This is a genomic window from Aeromicrobium sp. (assembly GCF_023146395.1).
Taxonomy (GTDB): Bacteria; Actinomycetota; Actinomycetes; order Propionibacteriales; family Nocardioidaceae; genus Aeromicrobium.
The window spans coordinates 1-13687 of sequence record NZ_JAGLCD010000009.1; the positions used below are offsets into that span (position 1 = coordinate 1).

Annotated in this window: 13 protein-coding genes; 4 read left to right on the forward strand and 9 right to left on the reverse strand. The window is 70.1% G+C overall.

Going from position 1 to position 13687, the window contains the following annotated elements:
- Nucleotides 1–195 precede the first annotated feature (195 nt).
- Nucleotides 196–1659 (reverse strand): CCA tRNA nucleotidyltransferase, encoded by a 1464-nt coding sequence (locus tag KAG51_RS08220; protein ID WP_290582511.1) that lies wholly within the window; start codon nt 1657–1659, stop codon nt 196–198.
- 55 nt (nt 1660–1714) lie between these two features.
- On the opposite strand from KAG51_RS08220, the gene murJ reads away from it, so the two are divergent.
- The 4 genes from murJ to trxA all read left to right on the forward strand — a co-directional run bounded on the left by murJ (nt 1715) and on the right by trxA (nt 8585).
- Entirely contained in the window at nt 1715–5566 is a 3852-nt protein-coding gene (gene murJ, locus KAG51_RS08225) for a murein biosynthesis integral membrane protein MurJ (protein ID WP_290582513.1), read from the forward strand.
- Nucleotides 5567–5591: 25 nt separating this feature from the next.
- Complete coding sequence (locus KAG51_RS08230) at nt 5592–7160, forward strand: protein kinase family protein (RefSeq protein WP_290582515.1); 1569 nt, start codon at nt 5592–5594, stop codon at nt 7158–7160.
- 67 nt (nt 7161–7227) lie between these two features.
- Entirely contained in the window at nt 7228–8232 is a 1005-nt protein-coding gene (gene trxB / locus KAG51_RS08235) for a thioredoxin-disulfide reductase (protein ID WP_290582517.1), read from the forward strand.
- Nucleotides 8233–8261: 29 nt separating this feature from the next.
- Nucleotides 8262–8585, forward strand: a complete 324-nt coding sequence (gene trxA, locus KAG51_RS08240) for a thioredoxin (RefSeq protein WP_290582519.1) — start codon at nt 8262–8264, stop codon at nt 8583–8585.
- Between the two features lie 67 nt (nt 8586–8652).
- On the opposite strand, the gene KAG51_RS08245 is transcribed toward trxA, so the two are convergent.
- The 8 genes from KAG51_RS08245 to rpmH are packed head-to-tail and all read right to left on the reverse strand — an operon-like array spanning nt 8653 to nt 13348.
- Nucleotides 8653–9555: a ParB/RepB/Spo0J family partition protein gene (locus KAG51_RS08245; protein WP_290582521.1), complete on the reverse strand. Its 903-nt coding sequence runs from the start codon at nt 9553–9555 to the stop codon at nt 8653–8655.
- Entirely contained in the window at nt 9552–10463 is a 912-nt protein-coding gene (locus tag KAG51_RS08250) for an AAA family ATPase (protein ID WP_290582523.1), read from the reverse strand. Before KAG51_RS08250 ends, KAG51_RS08245 begins: the two co-directional genes overlap by 4 nt.
- 52 nt (nt 10464–10515) lie before the next feature.
- On the reverse strand, nt 10516–11142 hold the full coding sequence (rsmG, locus tag KAG51_RS08255) for a 16S rRNA (guanine(527)-N(7))-methyltransferase RsmG (RefSeq protein ID WP_290582525.1): 627 nt from the start codon (nt 11140–11142) through the stop codon (nt 10516–10518).
- Nucleotides 11142–11615: a R3H domain-containing nucleic acid-binding protein gene (locus KAG51_RS08260; protein ID WP_290582527.1), complete on the reverse strand. Its 474-nt coding sequence runs from the start codon at nt 11613–11615 to the stop codon at nt 11142–11144. The genes rsmG and KAG51_RS08260 overlap by 1 nt, the downstream gene beginning before the upstream one ends.
- Complete coding sequence (yidC, locus tag KAG51_RS08265; RefSeq protein WP_290582625.1) at nt 11612–12532, reverse strand: membrane protein insertase YidC; 921 nt, start codon at nt 12530–12532, stop codon at nt 11612–11614. Before yidC ends, KAG51_RS08260 begins: the two co-directional genes overlap by 4 nt.
- A 42-nt stretch (nt 12533–12574) precedes the next feature.
- Entirely contained in the window at nt 12575–12829 is a 255-nt protein-coding gene (gene yidD, locus KAG51_RS08270; RefSeq protein ID WP_300236822.1) for a membrane protein insertion efficiency factor YidD, read from the reverse strand.
- Nucleotides 12830–12833: 4 nt separating this feature from the next.
- Nucleotides 12834–13181, reverse strand: coding sequence for a ribonuclease P protein component (rnpA, locus tag KAG51_RS08275; protein ID WP_290582531.1), 348 nt, complete (start codon nt 13179–13181; stop codon nt 12834–12836).
- A gap of 29 nt (nt 13182–13210) precedes the next feature.
- Nucleotides 13211–13348 carry a 50S ribosomal protein L34 gene (gene rpmH / locus KAG51_RS08280; protein WP_290582533.1) on the reverse strand — a complete coding sequence of 46 codons (138 nt, stop codon included), beginning with the start codon at nt 13346–13348 and terminating at the stop codon, nt 13211–13213.
- Nucleotides 13349–13687: the final 339 nt, after the last annotated feature.

Here is a 13687-nt window from a genome sequence, read left to right on the forward strand (position 1 = left end):
TACGCCGCTCGCAGAGCTCGCGAGCACTCGACCACCAGGATGGCTCCCCGGTGGTCGAGTGGGCCCGAGGAACGAGGGCCCGTATCGAGACCCGGCCCGGTTCAGGCGTCCGGTCGGACCGTGACGCGCGGGGGTCTCGATACGCCGCTCGCAGAGCTCGCGAGCACTCGACCTCCAGGATGGGGTGCCGGCCGGTCAGTCGCGGGCGGCGGCCCAGGCCTTCAAGGCCTCGATCGCGTGCTCCTCGGACATCGGCCCGCGGTCCATGCGCAGGTCGAGCAGGAAGCGGTACGCCTCGCCCACCTCGCGACCCGGACCGATCCCCAGGATCGCCATGATCTGCGTCCCGTCGAGATCCGGGCGGATCGCGTCGAGCTCCTCCTGGCCCCGCAGCACGACGATGCGCTCCTCGAGCTCGTCGTACGTGCGCTGCAGCCGGGCCGCCTTGCGAGCGTTGCGGGTCGTGCAGTCGGCCCGTGTCAGCACGTGCAGCCGATCGAGCTGGTCGCCCGCGTCACGGACGTAGCGACGCACCGCGGCGTCGGTCCACTCGCCCGACCCGTAGCCGTGGAAGCGCAGGTGCAGCTCGACCAGCCGGGCGACCTGGTCGATGACGTCGTTGCTGTAGCGCAGCTCCTTGAGGCGCTTGCGGGTCATCTTGGCGCCGACGACGTCGTGGTGGTGGAACGTCACGGTGCCGCCGCTGTGGAACTTGCGCGTGCGCGGCTTGCCGATGTCGTGCAGCAGCGCGGCCAGGCGGATCACGAGATCGGGCTGCGCGTCGAGGCGGTCCTCCAGCGCGATCGCCTGCTCGAGCACCGTGAGCGAGTGCTCGTAGACGTCCTTGTGACGGTGGTGCTCGTCATCGGTCAACCGCAGCGCCGGCAGCTCGGGCAGGACGCGATCGGCCAGACCGGTCTCGACCAGCAGGCGCAGACCCGCGACCGGGTCAGCGGCGCACAGGGTCTTGTCGAGCTCGTCGCGCACCCGCTCGGCCGAGACGATGTCGAGCCGATCGGCCAGGCGCGTCATGGCCGCCACGACGTCATGGTCGGCCTCGAAGCCGAGCTGGGCGACGAAGCGGGCGGCCCGCATCATGCGCAGCGGGTCGTCGTCGAAGGACTGCTCGGCGGTGACGGGCGTCGTGAGTCGCCCCTCGGCGAGCGCGGTGCGCCCGTCGTAGGGGTCGACGAGCTCGGCCGTCGCGAGCACGACGGCCATCGCGTTGACCGTGAAGTCACGGCGCGACAGGTCGCCGACCAGGGTGTCGCCGAACGCGACGACCGGCTTGCGGGAGCCGCTGTCGTACGCGTCGCTGCGGTACGTCGTGATCTCGATCTGGTCGTCGCCCTTGCGCAGCCCGATCGTGCCGAACTCGCGGCCGACGTCCCAGACCGCGTCGGCCCAGCCCTGCACCGCCTGCTCGATCTGCTCCGGGCGGGCCGAGGTGGCCAGGTCGAGGTCGTTGACGGGCCGGCCGAGAAGAGCATCACGCACGGGACCACCCACGAGCGCGATCTCGTGCCCCTGCTCGGCGAACAGCTCGCCCAGCCGGGTCAGGACCGGGTGCTGGCGCAGGAGCGCCGTCGTGAGCCCACCAGGTCCGGTGGACGTGCCGGGATCGGGGCGGCGCGACGGGACGGCGGGGGTGGACGACACGGGGCCTGAGTCTACGTCGCGGCCCCGCGCCCACCGGCACCCCTAACATGGTCCGGTGAGCAGCCCCCGATCTGCGCGTCCGACGCCGCGCGCGATCGTCCTCGCGGTGGTGTCGCTGCTCGCCCTGCTGCTCGTGCCGATGCCGGCCACGGCGGCCGACCCGAGCCCCGACGCCGGTCCCGACGTCGCCGTCACGATCGACGTGCTCACCCCGGGTCAGCTGGTGCCGGGAGAGCCGGTCACGATCAGCGGCACGGTCCGCAACGACGGCGACGTCACCTGGACCTCGACCCAGGCGTACGCCTCGATCGCGCGCCAGCCGGACCGCACGCGTGCCGACCTGGTCGAGACGATCGCCGAGGGCACCGGGTTCTCCGGCTCGCGGATCGTCGACCTCGAGACCATCGCGGACCTGGGTGAGCTCGACCCCGGCGCGTCCGCGAGCTACTCGATCACGGTGCCGTGGTCGGAGCTGGACATCACCTCGAGCTCGGGCGTCCGCACCCTGGGAGTGCAGGTGCTCGGCACCGCTCCCGACGGCAGTCGGTCGACGACTCCGATCGGTCGCGCCGCCACCGTCGTCCCGATCGCGTCCTCGGCACCTCCCGAGGCGGTCCCGGGCGGCCTCGCCGTGACCCTCGCCTCGCCCGTCGGGCGGGACGCGGCCGGAGCCCTGACCGGCCTGGACGACCTCGCGTCGCAGGTGGGCCCGTCGGGTGCGCTGCGCCGCTCCCTCGACCTGGCGCGGAGCCTGCCGTCGGGCACCGCGACCCTCGTGCTCGACCCGCAGCTGGCGGAGGTCGTGGCATCCCTGAGCGACGACGAGACCGCGCCCGATGCCGACGAGCTCACGAGCCTGGGACTCCAGGACTCCGACCTGGAACGGATCCGCACGTTCGCGACCGACCTGGGCGCGGCCACCTCGACCCAGCGCACGATCCTGCTGGACTACGGCGTCCCGGACGAACCCGCGCTCGCCGCCGCCGCCCAGGGCGGAGACCTCCGCGACCTGGTGACGACCGTGACCGATCGGGTCGTCGAGGATCTCGGCCTCCCCGGATCGCGAGCGACCTGGGTTCCCGCCGACGGCCTGGGCACCCAGGTCGTCCGTCAGGCGGGAGCGACGCACCCGCTGATCGTCGACGTCGCGGACCTCGCCGACTGGGAGGAGCAGGACGGTTCGGTCGTGCGGCTCGACGACGACGACACCGCCACGACCGCCCTGGTCCGACGTGACCTGTCCGCGACGCTGCCAGGCGCGGCGACGGCCGTGACGATCCGCCAGCAGCTGTTGGCCGAGCGCGATCTCGCCCTGCGTGACCGGGGCGACGACCCTGACTCCCGGGCCGATGCCGTCGTCGTGACACCGGCCGGCTGGGATCCCGGCCCCGCGTGGCGCTCCGCCGACCTGGCGTCCCTGTGGACCACCGGGCTGCTGTCGCCCCAGCCACCCGATCTCGTGACGCCGCCCACCGACCTGGCCGAGCTCACCGTGCCGAGCCGGGCCCCTGCCGACACGACCGTCGTCGACGCGGTCCGGTCCCTGCAGGTCGTGGCGCAGCGTCTCGCCTCGATCTCGACCGATGAGTCCGCCATCCGCTCCGACGAGCTGCTGATGGCCGATCTGCTCGGCCTGACCTGGCGTTCCGACGTCACCGCCGCCGTGATGATCGCGAGCGATCGACGAGCTGCCCTGGAGGCCGAGCTCGCCCTGCCCACGATCGAGGGGCCCCCCAGCTTCCTGCTCGCCGGTCGCGAGGGCCAGGTCCCGGTCACGATCGACAACCCGACCGACACCCCCATCCGCGTCGGCATCCGGGTCAGCTCGACCAATCCGCAGCTGCAGGTCGACGACGTCGCCCCGGTCGACGTGCCGGCCGTGTCGCGCACGACCGTCACGATCCCGCTCGACGTCGGCCAGCAGAACACGACGTCACTGACCGCGCAGCTCGTGGCACCGGACGGCTCCGCCCTGGGCTCGGTCGCCCGCTTCAACGTCCGCTCCAGCAACACCAGCACGATCATCTGGATCGGCATGGCGGTCGCGTCCGGCCTCCTCGTGCTCGCGGTCGCCCGACGGCTCTGGCGCCGTGGCCGCGGCGGCTCGACCCCGCCGGGCGACGACCAGGACCAGCCCGATCCCGTCGACCCCCCACCCGTCGACCCCCCACCCGTCGCCTCGCCGGCGCAGCCCGGCCCTGAAGTCCCACCGGCCGACGGGACGACCGGGTCGACGGTGACCCAGACCGTCGCGCAGCAGGACCGGATCGAGAACGCCTCGAGCACCGACGTCACCCGGGCGAGCGCGTGGATGGCCCTGGGCACCCTGGTCTCCCGGATCACCGGGTTCCTGCGGGCCCTGCTGCTGATCTGGGCGATCGGCACGGGGCTCAACGGTGACATCTTCAACAGCGCCAACACCGTGCCGAACGCGCTCTACATCCTGGTGGCCGGTGGTGTCTTCAACGTCGTCCTCGTGCCCCAGCTCGTGCGCACCATGCGCACCGACGCCGACGGAGGCGACGCCTACGCGAACCGCGTCATCACGCTCGGGCTGCTCGTGCTCGGCGCCGCGACGGTCGTGCTGATGCTTGCGGCGCCGCTGCTCGTGCGCCTGGTCTTCGACTCGTTGCTGTTCACCGAGCAGTTCGACGACCAGCGCGCCTCGGCCCTGTGGCTCATGTACCTGTGCGTCCCCCAGGTGTTCTTCTACGGTGCGTTCGTCCTGGTGGGCCAGGTGCTGAACGCGCGTGGACGCTTCGGTCCCATGATGTGGGCGCCGATCGTCAACAACCTCGTGGCGTGCGCGGCACTCATCGGCTACATGGTGATGTTCGGTCGCGAGGGCGGCGACGGCGGCTTCTCGGTCGGCGAGACGCTCGTGCTGGGTGTCGGCTCGACGCTCGGCATCGTCGCCCAGGCCGCGGTGCTGATCCCCTACTTGCGTGCGGCCGGCTTCCACTACCGGCCGCGCTTCGACTTCCGCGGCGTCGGCCTGGGGCACACCCTCAAGCTCGGTGCGTGGACCCTGGCCTCGATCGTCGTCAACCAGGTCGCGTTCATCGTGGTCAACCGGCTCGGCACCGAGGGCAACCTCCTCGGAGCGTCCAACGACCAGACGAGCTCGGGTGCGGCGGTGTACAACCTCGGCTACATCGTGAGCCAGGTCCCGCACGGGGTCATCACGGTCTCCCTGGCGACCGCGATCATGCCGACGCTCGCGTCCCTCGCGCTGGCCCGCGACTACCCGCGCTTCCTTGCGACGATCTCCGACACAGCGCGCACGGCCCTGTTCCTGCTGGTGCCCGTGGCCGTCGCGATCGCCTGCCTCGGCCACGATCTCGCCCGGAGCATCTCGCTGGGCGCCGCCAGCAACGGGGCCGAGGCGATCGGCGACACGATCGTCGCCCTGGCGCCAGCGGTCGTGGTCTACAGCCTCATGTTCCTGCTGGTCAGAGCGTTCTACGCCGATGAGGACACCCGCGTGCCCTTCGTGCTGCAGAGCATCGTCGCGGTCACCAACATCGCGATCGCGATCTCCCTGACCCGCGCCGTCGACCCCCAGCTGGTCGCCCCGGCCCTGGGAGTGGCGCTCAGCTCGGCGTACCTCGTCGGCGCCGTGGTGGCCCTGGTCTGGGTGCGCCGCAGGTTCGGCTCCGTCGTGGACTCCGCGATGCTGGGTTTCCTGGGCCGCCTGACTTTGGCCTGCGCCGCCAGCGCCGCGGCGATGCTCCTCGTCCAGCAGGTGCTCATCGCGATCGGACTGGAGTCCGGCCGTCCTGCCGACGCGGTCGTGCGGCTCGTGGTGGCCGGGCTCGTGGGCGGCGGGGTGTACCTGCTCGCGGCGCGACTCGCCCACATGGACGAGCTGCAGCGCCTGGGCTCGGTCGTCGGGTCCCGCCGCTAGACTCCGTCGGGAAAGGGGTGGCGAGATGGCAGGTCGACGCACACTGGTCTCCGGTGACGTCATCGCTGAGCGCTACCACCTCCAGGACCTCGTGCAGGAACGTCTGGGTGCCACCACGTGGCGCGCGCACGACTCCGTGCTCTCGCGCAACGTCGGCCTCGAGCTGCTTCCCAGCGACGACCCCCGCGCCGCACGCTTCCTCGATGCCGCGCGCGGCTCCACGGTGGTCTCCGATCCGCGCTTCCTGCGTGTCCTCGACCTGATCCAGGACGACCACGGGCATCACATGATCGTGCGCGAGTGGGCGCGCGCCTTTCCGCTCGACGCCGTGCTCGCGCAGGCTCCGCTGCCCAGCTGGCGCGCCGCGGCGATCGTCATCGAGGTCGCCGAGGCCCTCATGAACGCCCACGACCACGGTCAGTACCACCGGCGGCTCACCCCCCACCAGGTCCTGCTGAAGGAGTCCGGCGCCGTCCGCGTCGTGGGTCTCGGGGTCGCGACGGCGCTCGCTCCGGTCGGAGGCTCGGAGCAGCCCGATCCGGCCCAGCTCGAGCGTCTCGACGTCCAAGGTCTCGGCAAGCTGCTCTACGCGTGTCTGGTGGCCCGGTGGCCCGGCGGCCACGTCGACGGTCTGCGCGCCGCACCCACGGAGCACGGCCGCGTGCTGCGCCCGCGTCAGGTGCGCGCGGGGGTCGACCGGGAGATCGACGCGATCTGCGACCGCATCCTCGGCTCCCCGCCGGTGCAGCACCGCCGTCCCATCACGACGGTCGCGGAGGTCGCCCACGAGCTCCGCGGTGTGCTGGCCCGGCTCGACCCGCACGACACCGCCGGTGGCGCCACGACGTCGCCCGACCTGGTCCGGTACGACCCGGTCGTGGAGCCGCTCGGCCCGCCGCCCGGCCTCGAACCACCTCGACCCCGCCCCAAGGCCTGGACGCCAGCCCCGCCCACGACCCTGGAGCGGCGCAAGGCGCAGGCCCGCAGCCTCACCAAGGGTGAGCGCGGCATGGTGCTGCTGGGCGCCGTGGGCGTGCTCGTGATCCTGCTCGTGATCGCCTTCCTGGTCGGTCGCCAGGGGCCCGCGCCGGATCCGGAGTCCAGCCCGAGCGCGTCGGCCACCGGTGCGGTGGGCGTGCTGCCCATCGACCGCGTCATCGACTTCGATCCCCAGGGCGACGGCAGCGAGTCGGCCGACGCCGTGGGTCTGGCGATCGACGGTGACCCCAGCACGGGCTGGACCACGCAGACCTATCGGGGACGCGCCGACGTCGGCGGTCTCAAGGAAGGCGTGGGTCTGGTGCTCGATCTCGGCTCGACCCGGCAGGTCGACTCGGTGCGGCTCAACCTGGTGGGCGCTCCCACGAGCCTGCAGATCCTGACCTCCACGCCCGGTGTCGACGAGGTCCCCCAGTCGCTCGACGACCTCACGCCCGTCGCCTCGGTGCAGGACGGCGGCACCGACGTCACGGTGAGCCTCCCGCAGGCCACGGTCACCCGGTACGTCGTCGTGTGGCTGACCTCCCTGCCCCAGGTGGGCGACGGTGAGTTCCGCGGTGAGATCGCCGAGGTCCGGGTCGACGGCCGTTCGTGACCCGGGGGTCGGGAATGCCCGGCGACTAGGGTGTGTTGGGACAAGCGTCACCAGCAGAGAGCAGATCATGAGCACCCAGTCGTCCACCGCGGGGCACGCCCCCAGCAGCGTGCGCAACCTCATCGTCATCGGGTCCGGTCCATCGGGCTACACCGCGGCGATCTATGCGGCGCGCGCCAACTTGGAACCTCTCGTCTTCGAGGGCTCGGTCACCGCCGGTGGCGCTCTGATGAACACCACCGACGTCGAGAACTTCCCTGGCTTCCCCGACGGCATCATGGGGCCGGCCCTGATGGACAACCTCCGCGCCCAGGCCGAGCGCTTCGGTGCCGAGCTCGTGGCCGACGACGTCACCGAGGTCGACCTCACCGGCGACGTCAAGACCGTCACCCTCGGCGACGGCTCCACCCACGCAGCTCGCGCGATCGTCCTCGCCACGGGCTCGGGCTACCGCAAGCTCGGCATCCCCCGCGAGGACGAGCTGTCCGGCCACGGCGTGTCCTGGTGCGCCACGTGCGACGGCTTCTTCTTCCGCGAGCAGAACATCGTGGTCGTCGGCGGCGGTGACTCCGCCCTTGAAGAGGCCACGTTCCTGACCCGGTTCGCCAGCAAGGTCACGCTGGTGCACCGCCGCGACGAGCTGCGCGCGTCCAAGATCATGCAGGACCGCGCCCTGGCCAACGACAAGATCGAGTTCGCCTGGAACTCGGAGGTCGCCGAGCTCCACGGCGAGCACAGCCTCGAGTCCGTGACCCTCCGTGACACCGTCACGGGCGAGACGCGCTCGCTCGACGCCACGGGCCTGTTCATCGCGATCGGGCACGATCCGCGCTCGGAGCTCCTGCGCGGCCAGGTCGACCTCGACGACGAGGGCTACGTGCTCGTGCAGACCGGCTCCACGGCCACGAACATCCCCGGCGTCTTCGCCGCCGGCGACCTGGTCGACCACACGTACCGCCAGGCCATCACCGCCGCCGGCACCGGGTGCGCCGCCTCCCTCGACGCCGAGCGCTACCTCGCGGGCCTCGAGCACGCGGGCGCACCGCAGCCCGACGCCGCCCTGATCGACTGACCACCCAGACCCCTCGTACAAGGAGAACCATGGCCACCATCAACGCCGTCACCGACGCCGACTTCGACGAGATCGTCCTGAACGCGCCGGGCCCCGTGCTCGTCGACTTCTGGGCCGACTGGTGTGGTCCGTGCCGCCAGCTCGCGCCGATCCTGCAGGAGATCGCCGACGAGAAGGGCGAGCAGCTCACGGTCGTCAAGATCGACGCCGACGCCAACCCGGTCACGCCGGCCAAGTACCGCGTGACGGGCCTGCCCACGATCAACCTGTACAACGGCGGCGAGGTCGTCGCCTCGATCGTCGGCGTGCGGCCGAAGTCGGCGCTCCTGAACGAGATCGACAAGCACCTCTGAGCTCGGTCTGTAGATAGACTAATCCCCTTGTCGACAAATCGACAAGGGGATTAGTCTATCTAATGGCTTACTGCGACGGGCGAGGATCCATCAGCGCCACGATGCGCTCGAGATCGTCGACCGTGGCGAATTCCACCGTGACGCGTCCCTTGGAGCGCCCCAGGTTGATCTTGACCCGCGTGTCGAACCGGTCGGACAGTCGGCGCGAGACCTCGTCCAGACGAGGGGCCGACAACGTCGGGGAGGACCGCTTGGTGCGAGAGCCTTCCGGCTCGTCACCGCTCAGCGTGACGATCTCCTCCAGCGCCCGCACCGAGAGACCCTCGGCCACGACCCGGGTGGCGAGCCGCTCCTGGATCTCGGTGTTGGCCACGGTGACGAGTGCCCGCGCGTGGCCAGCGGTGAGGACCCCGGCCGCGACACGTCGCTGCACCGCGGGGCTCAGGCGCAGGAGGCGCAGCGTGTTGGTGATCTGCGGGCGGGACCGACCGATCCGGCTGGCCAGCTCCTCGTGCGTGCACCCGAAGTCGTCCAGCAGCTGCTGGTACGCAGCCGCCTCCTCCAGGGGGTTGAGCTCGGACCGGTGCAGGTTCTCCAGGAGCGCATCGCGCAGGAGGTCCTCGTCCTGCGTCTCGCGCACGACGGCCGCGATGGTCTCCAGGCCCGCCTCACGGTGAGCACGCCACCGGCGCTCGCCCATGATGAGCTCGTACTTCTCCGGGCCGACCTCGCGGACGACGATGGGTTGGAGGAGTCCGATCTCCTTGATGGAGTGGACAAGCTCGGCCATCGCGTCCTCGTCGAAGACGGTGCGCGGCTGACGCGGGTTCGGCTCGATCGACGCGACCGGGAGCTCGGCAAAGCGAGCGCCGACCACTTCCTGGAGCCCCGAGCTCTCCGCCTCTCCCGCGTTCTGCGGGATCAGGGCCTCCAGGCCACGGCCCAGACCACGACTGCGACGGTTGCTCATGCCTCTGCCTTCCGGGTGGCGGCCTCGGCGATCTCTCGCGCGGCCTCGATGTACGAGAGAGCGCCCGACGACGTCGGGTCGTAGGACAGGACGGACTGCTGATAGCTCGGTGCTTCCGAGATCCGGACCGACCGGGGGATGGCTGCCTTCAGCACCAGTGGACCGAAGTGCTGGCGTACCTCCGCTGCCACCCCGGACGACAGGTTGGTGCGCCCGTCGTACATCGTCAGCAGGATCGTGGTGACCTCGAGCTGAGGGTTGAGGTGAGCCTTGACCAGCTCGATGTTGCGCAGCAGCTGGCCGAGTCCCTCGAGCGCGTAGTACTCGCACTGGATGGGAATCAGCACCTCTCGACCAGCGACCATCGCGTTGACCGTCAGCAGGCCGAGCGACGGCGGGCAGTCGATCAGCACGTAGTCGTAGCGGTCGCCGGCGTCCTCCGACTCCGCCAGGTAGGACTGGAGTGCCTTGTCGAGACGCGTCTCGCGCGCCACGAGTGAGACCAGCTCGATCTCGGCTCCAGCCAGGTCGATCGACGCCGGCAGCACCGAGATCGTGGGGTGAGCGAGGCAGGGCTGCACGAGGGCGTCGATCGACTCTCCCTCCACCAGGGCCTCGTAGACCCCCGGCGTGCCCTCCGTGTGGGCGATGTCGAGAGCCGTCGAGGTGTTGCCCTGCGGGTCGAGGTCGATGACCAGGACCCGCAGACCCTTGACCGCCATCGCCGCGGCCAGGTTAACGGTGGTGGTGGTCTTGCCGACGCCGCCCTTCTGGTTCGCGACGACGAACACGCGCGTGCGCTCCGGCCGAGGAAGGCTCACGATCTCGTCGACCTTACGGGCGAGCGCGACATGTTCCTCCGCGGCTCGAGCGAGGGGCGTCGAGTCGTCGGGATGCACCGTGGTCATCTTCTCCACCTCGTGGTTTCACGTGAAACGGACAGTCGGGCGAGCGGCACGATCACCGCGCGAGCTCCACGACCGTCGTCGGCACGGACAGGTCGTCCTCACCATAGGACTCGATGCGGACATCCGTGACACCGAGGCGCTTCAGCAGGGGCCGGGCCTTCTCGACCTCCTCAGGCGCCGAGCGACCCTTCATCGCGAGCAGCACCCCACCGGGACCCACGAGCGGCCAGCACCAGGTCGTGAGCTTGTCGAGCGAGGCCACCGCACGGGCCGTGACGACGTCGTAGCTCGCCCGGTGCTCCTCGGCGCGCGCCCGCACGATCTCCACGTTGGTCAGGTCGAGGTCCCCGACGACCTCCTCGAGGAAGGACACTCGCCGCAACAACGGCTCGACCAACGTCATGCGCACATCGGGACGCGCGATCGCCCAGACCAGTCCCGGCAGACCTGCACCCGTGCCGACATCCGCGACCGTGCACTCCCGGGGGAGTCGTGGGACCACGGCCACACAGTTCAACAGGTGGCGATCCCACAGCCGCGGCACCTCGCGCGGACCGATCATGCCGCGCTCCACACCCCAGGTGCTCAGCAGGTCGGCGTACCGCTGGGCCTGGGTCCACCCCGCACCGAAGAGCTTTTCGGCTCCGGCCGGCGGTTCTGTTTCACGTGAAACAGACATCAGGCCTCGGTGGGAAGAACCACCACGAAGCGACGGGGCTCATCGCCCTCGGACTCACTGCGTAGGCCGGCATCGGCCACGACGTCGTGCACGATCTTGCGCTCGAACGCCGTCATGGGGGCAAGCTCGATCCGCGCCGCTCCGTCACGCACCGCGGCAACCGCACCGGCCGCCTCCTCACGCAACGCGATGCGGCGACCCTCGCGGTACCCGGCGATGTCCAGCATCAGGCGGCTGCGCTCACCGGTCTGGCGATAGACCGCGAGCCGCGTGAGCTCCTGCAGCGCATCGAGGACGCGGCCCTCGGCGCCGACCAGATGGTTCAGCCGGCCGCCCACGATCGACACCGCAGCACGGTCGCCGTCGACGTCCATGTCGATGTCACCGTCGAGGTCGGCGATGTCCAGCAGGCCCTCGAGGAAGTCGGCGGCGATATCGCCCTCGACCTCCAGCTTGGTCGCGTCGCTGCTCATCGAGAGCCACCCTTCTTGCGTTGGTTCCGAGTCTGCTTCTTGGGCTGCACGCGCGGCTTCGGCTTCACGATCTCGTCGACGACGGCAGCGGGGTCCTGGGCGACGTCCTTGCCCTTGGCGGCATCACGATCCTGCTTGGCCTTGAAGGCCGGCGTGCCCGGGGCCGGGTTTCGGCGAATGACGTAGAACTGCTGACCCATCGTCCAGAAGTTCGAGGTGACCCAGTAGAAGAGGACCCCGAGCGGGAAGAAGATGCCGCCGACGGCGAAGACCGGAGGCAGCACGTAGAGCAGCATCTTCTGCTGCTGTGCATACGGGCCGTTGAGCGCGTCGGCCGGCATGTTCTTGGCCATCAGCTGACGCTGCGTGAGGAACTGCGTCGCGCACATCACGATGACGAGCAGGATCGCGATGATGCGCGTCTCCAGGTGCTCGGCGTTCATGAAGGTGTCGGCAATGCGACCACCGAAGATCTTCGCGTTCTGCAGCGACTCGATGTAGTCGACGTTGAAGAAGCCGCGCACACCCTTCTCGAGGTTGTCCTCGGGGGCCTTCGCAGCCTGGTCGATCGTGCGGAACAGCGCGAAGAAGACCGGCATCTGCGCCAGCAGCGGCAGGCACGACGCGAACGGGTTCGTGCCCGTGTCCTTCCAGAGCTTCATCTGCTCCTGCGTCAGACGCTCACGATCGTGGGCGTACTTCTTCTGCAGCTCCTTGATCTTGGGCTGCAGGAGCTGCATGTTGCGGCTGCTCTTGATCTGCTTGACGAACAAGGGGATCAGCATGGCGCGGATCGTGACCGTCAGGCCCACGATCGAGAGGACCCACGTCCACCCGTCGCTGAGTCCGGGCACGTGCTCGAACACCCAGTGCCAGCCCAGCAGCACGGCGGACACCGCGTAGTACAGCGGTGTCATGATCGCCGAACCGATCGCGCTGAAGATCTCCACGTTTACTCCTCAGTGGGACACCGGGCGGTGTCCATGGTGGGGGGCCGAAGCGGGGGGAACAGGGTCGTACCCGCCAGGGCTCCAGGGATGGCACCGCAGCAGGCGCCGGACAGCGAGCCACGAGCCACGCACAGCACCGTGGGTCTCCACGGCTCCGAGCGCATACGCCGAACACGTCGGATGGTACCGACACACCTGTCCGTACAACGGACTGATCGCGAACCGGTAGGCCTTGAGCAGACCGATCAGCAGCAGGCGAAGCACACCGTCACCCCCGTTTGGTGGTCGAACGCCGCACCGCACGGTGCAGGCCGTCGACCACGTCGGCGGACAGATCATGACGAGCGGCGGCGGGGGGAAGCGCGCGAAAGACGACGCGGGATCCGTCCGGCAGCCCCGCGAGCTCGGGGACCACCGCGTGCCGGATCCGACGCTTGACGCGATTGCGCGTGACCGCGTTGCCGACCTTCTTGCCCACGACAAGACCGACGCGCACACCAGGCGCGTCGGTCAGGGCGACGTGCGAGACGACTGCATCGTTCGCTGCCGAGGCACCGCGACGGATCGTGCGGCGGAACTCGTCGCCGTCACGCATGCGGTACGCCTGGGGGAGCACCGCTCAGGCCCGTCGCGACCGGGTCAAGATCAGGCGGAGAGCTTCGAACGGCCCTTGCTGCGACGCGACGCCAGGATGGCGCGGCCGGCGCGGGTCCGCATGCGGAGGCGGAAGCCGTGCTTCTTCGAACGACGGCGGTTGTTCGGCTGGAAAGTGCGCTTGCTCACGGGAGAGTCCTTCTCGAGGGGAATCGGTGGTCGTCGACGATCACCGCTCACCCACGACTTCAACGGAGCAGGCTCCGGGTCGCGGGCACGCGGCCGACGGTCGCACGACTGTGTAACGGTACGGGGGGCGTCAGACCACGGTCAAACTGACCGTCCTACTCCTGTGCGGCCCGACGCGTCCACGCGACACGCCGGGTGAGGGTCAGGGTTTGTGCAGAACTCGCTTGTGTGGTCTCCCACCCCGCTGCTAGCGTCACCGCGGTACCGAGTTGTCCACAGTTCGACGTGGTCCGGGCCATCCACATTCACACCCTGTGGATAACCATGTGGACCCAATGA

Coding starts and splice junctions, on each gene's coding strand:
- KAG51_RS08250 (WP_290582523.1), bottom strand. CDS start 10,463: ATGACCACGGTGCATCCCGACGACTCGACGCCCCTCGCTCGAGCCGCG.
- trxA (WP_290582519.1), top strand. CDS start 8,262: ATGGCCACCATCAACGCCGTCACCGACGCCGACTTCGACGAGATCGTC.
- KAG51_RS08245 (WP_290582521.1), bottom strand. CDS start 9,555: ATGAGCAACCGTCGCAGTCGTGGTCTGGGCCGTGGCCTGGAGGCCCTG.
- yidC (WP_290582625.1), bottom strand. CDS start 12,532: ATGACACCGCTGTACTACGCGGTGTCCGCCGTGCTGCTGGGCTGGCAC.
- KAG51_RS08260 (WP_290582527.1), bottom strand. CDS start 11,615: ATGAGCAGCGACGCGACCAAGCTGGAGGTCGAGGGCGATATCGCCGCC.
- KAG51_RS08230 (WP_290582515.1), top strand. CDS start 5,592: ATGGCAGGTCGACGCACACTGGTCTCCGGTGACGTCATCGCTGAGCGC.
- trxB (WP_290582517.1), top strand. CDS start 7,228: ATGAGCACCCAGTCGTCCACCGCGGGGCACGCCCCCAGCAGCGTGCGC.
- rsmG (WP_290582525.1), bottom strand. CDS start 11,142: ATGTCTGTTTCACGTGAAACAGAACCGCCGGCCGGAGCCGAAAAGCTC.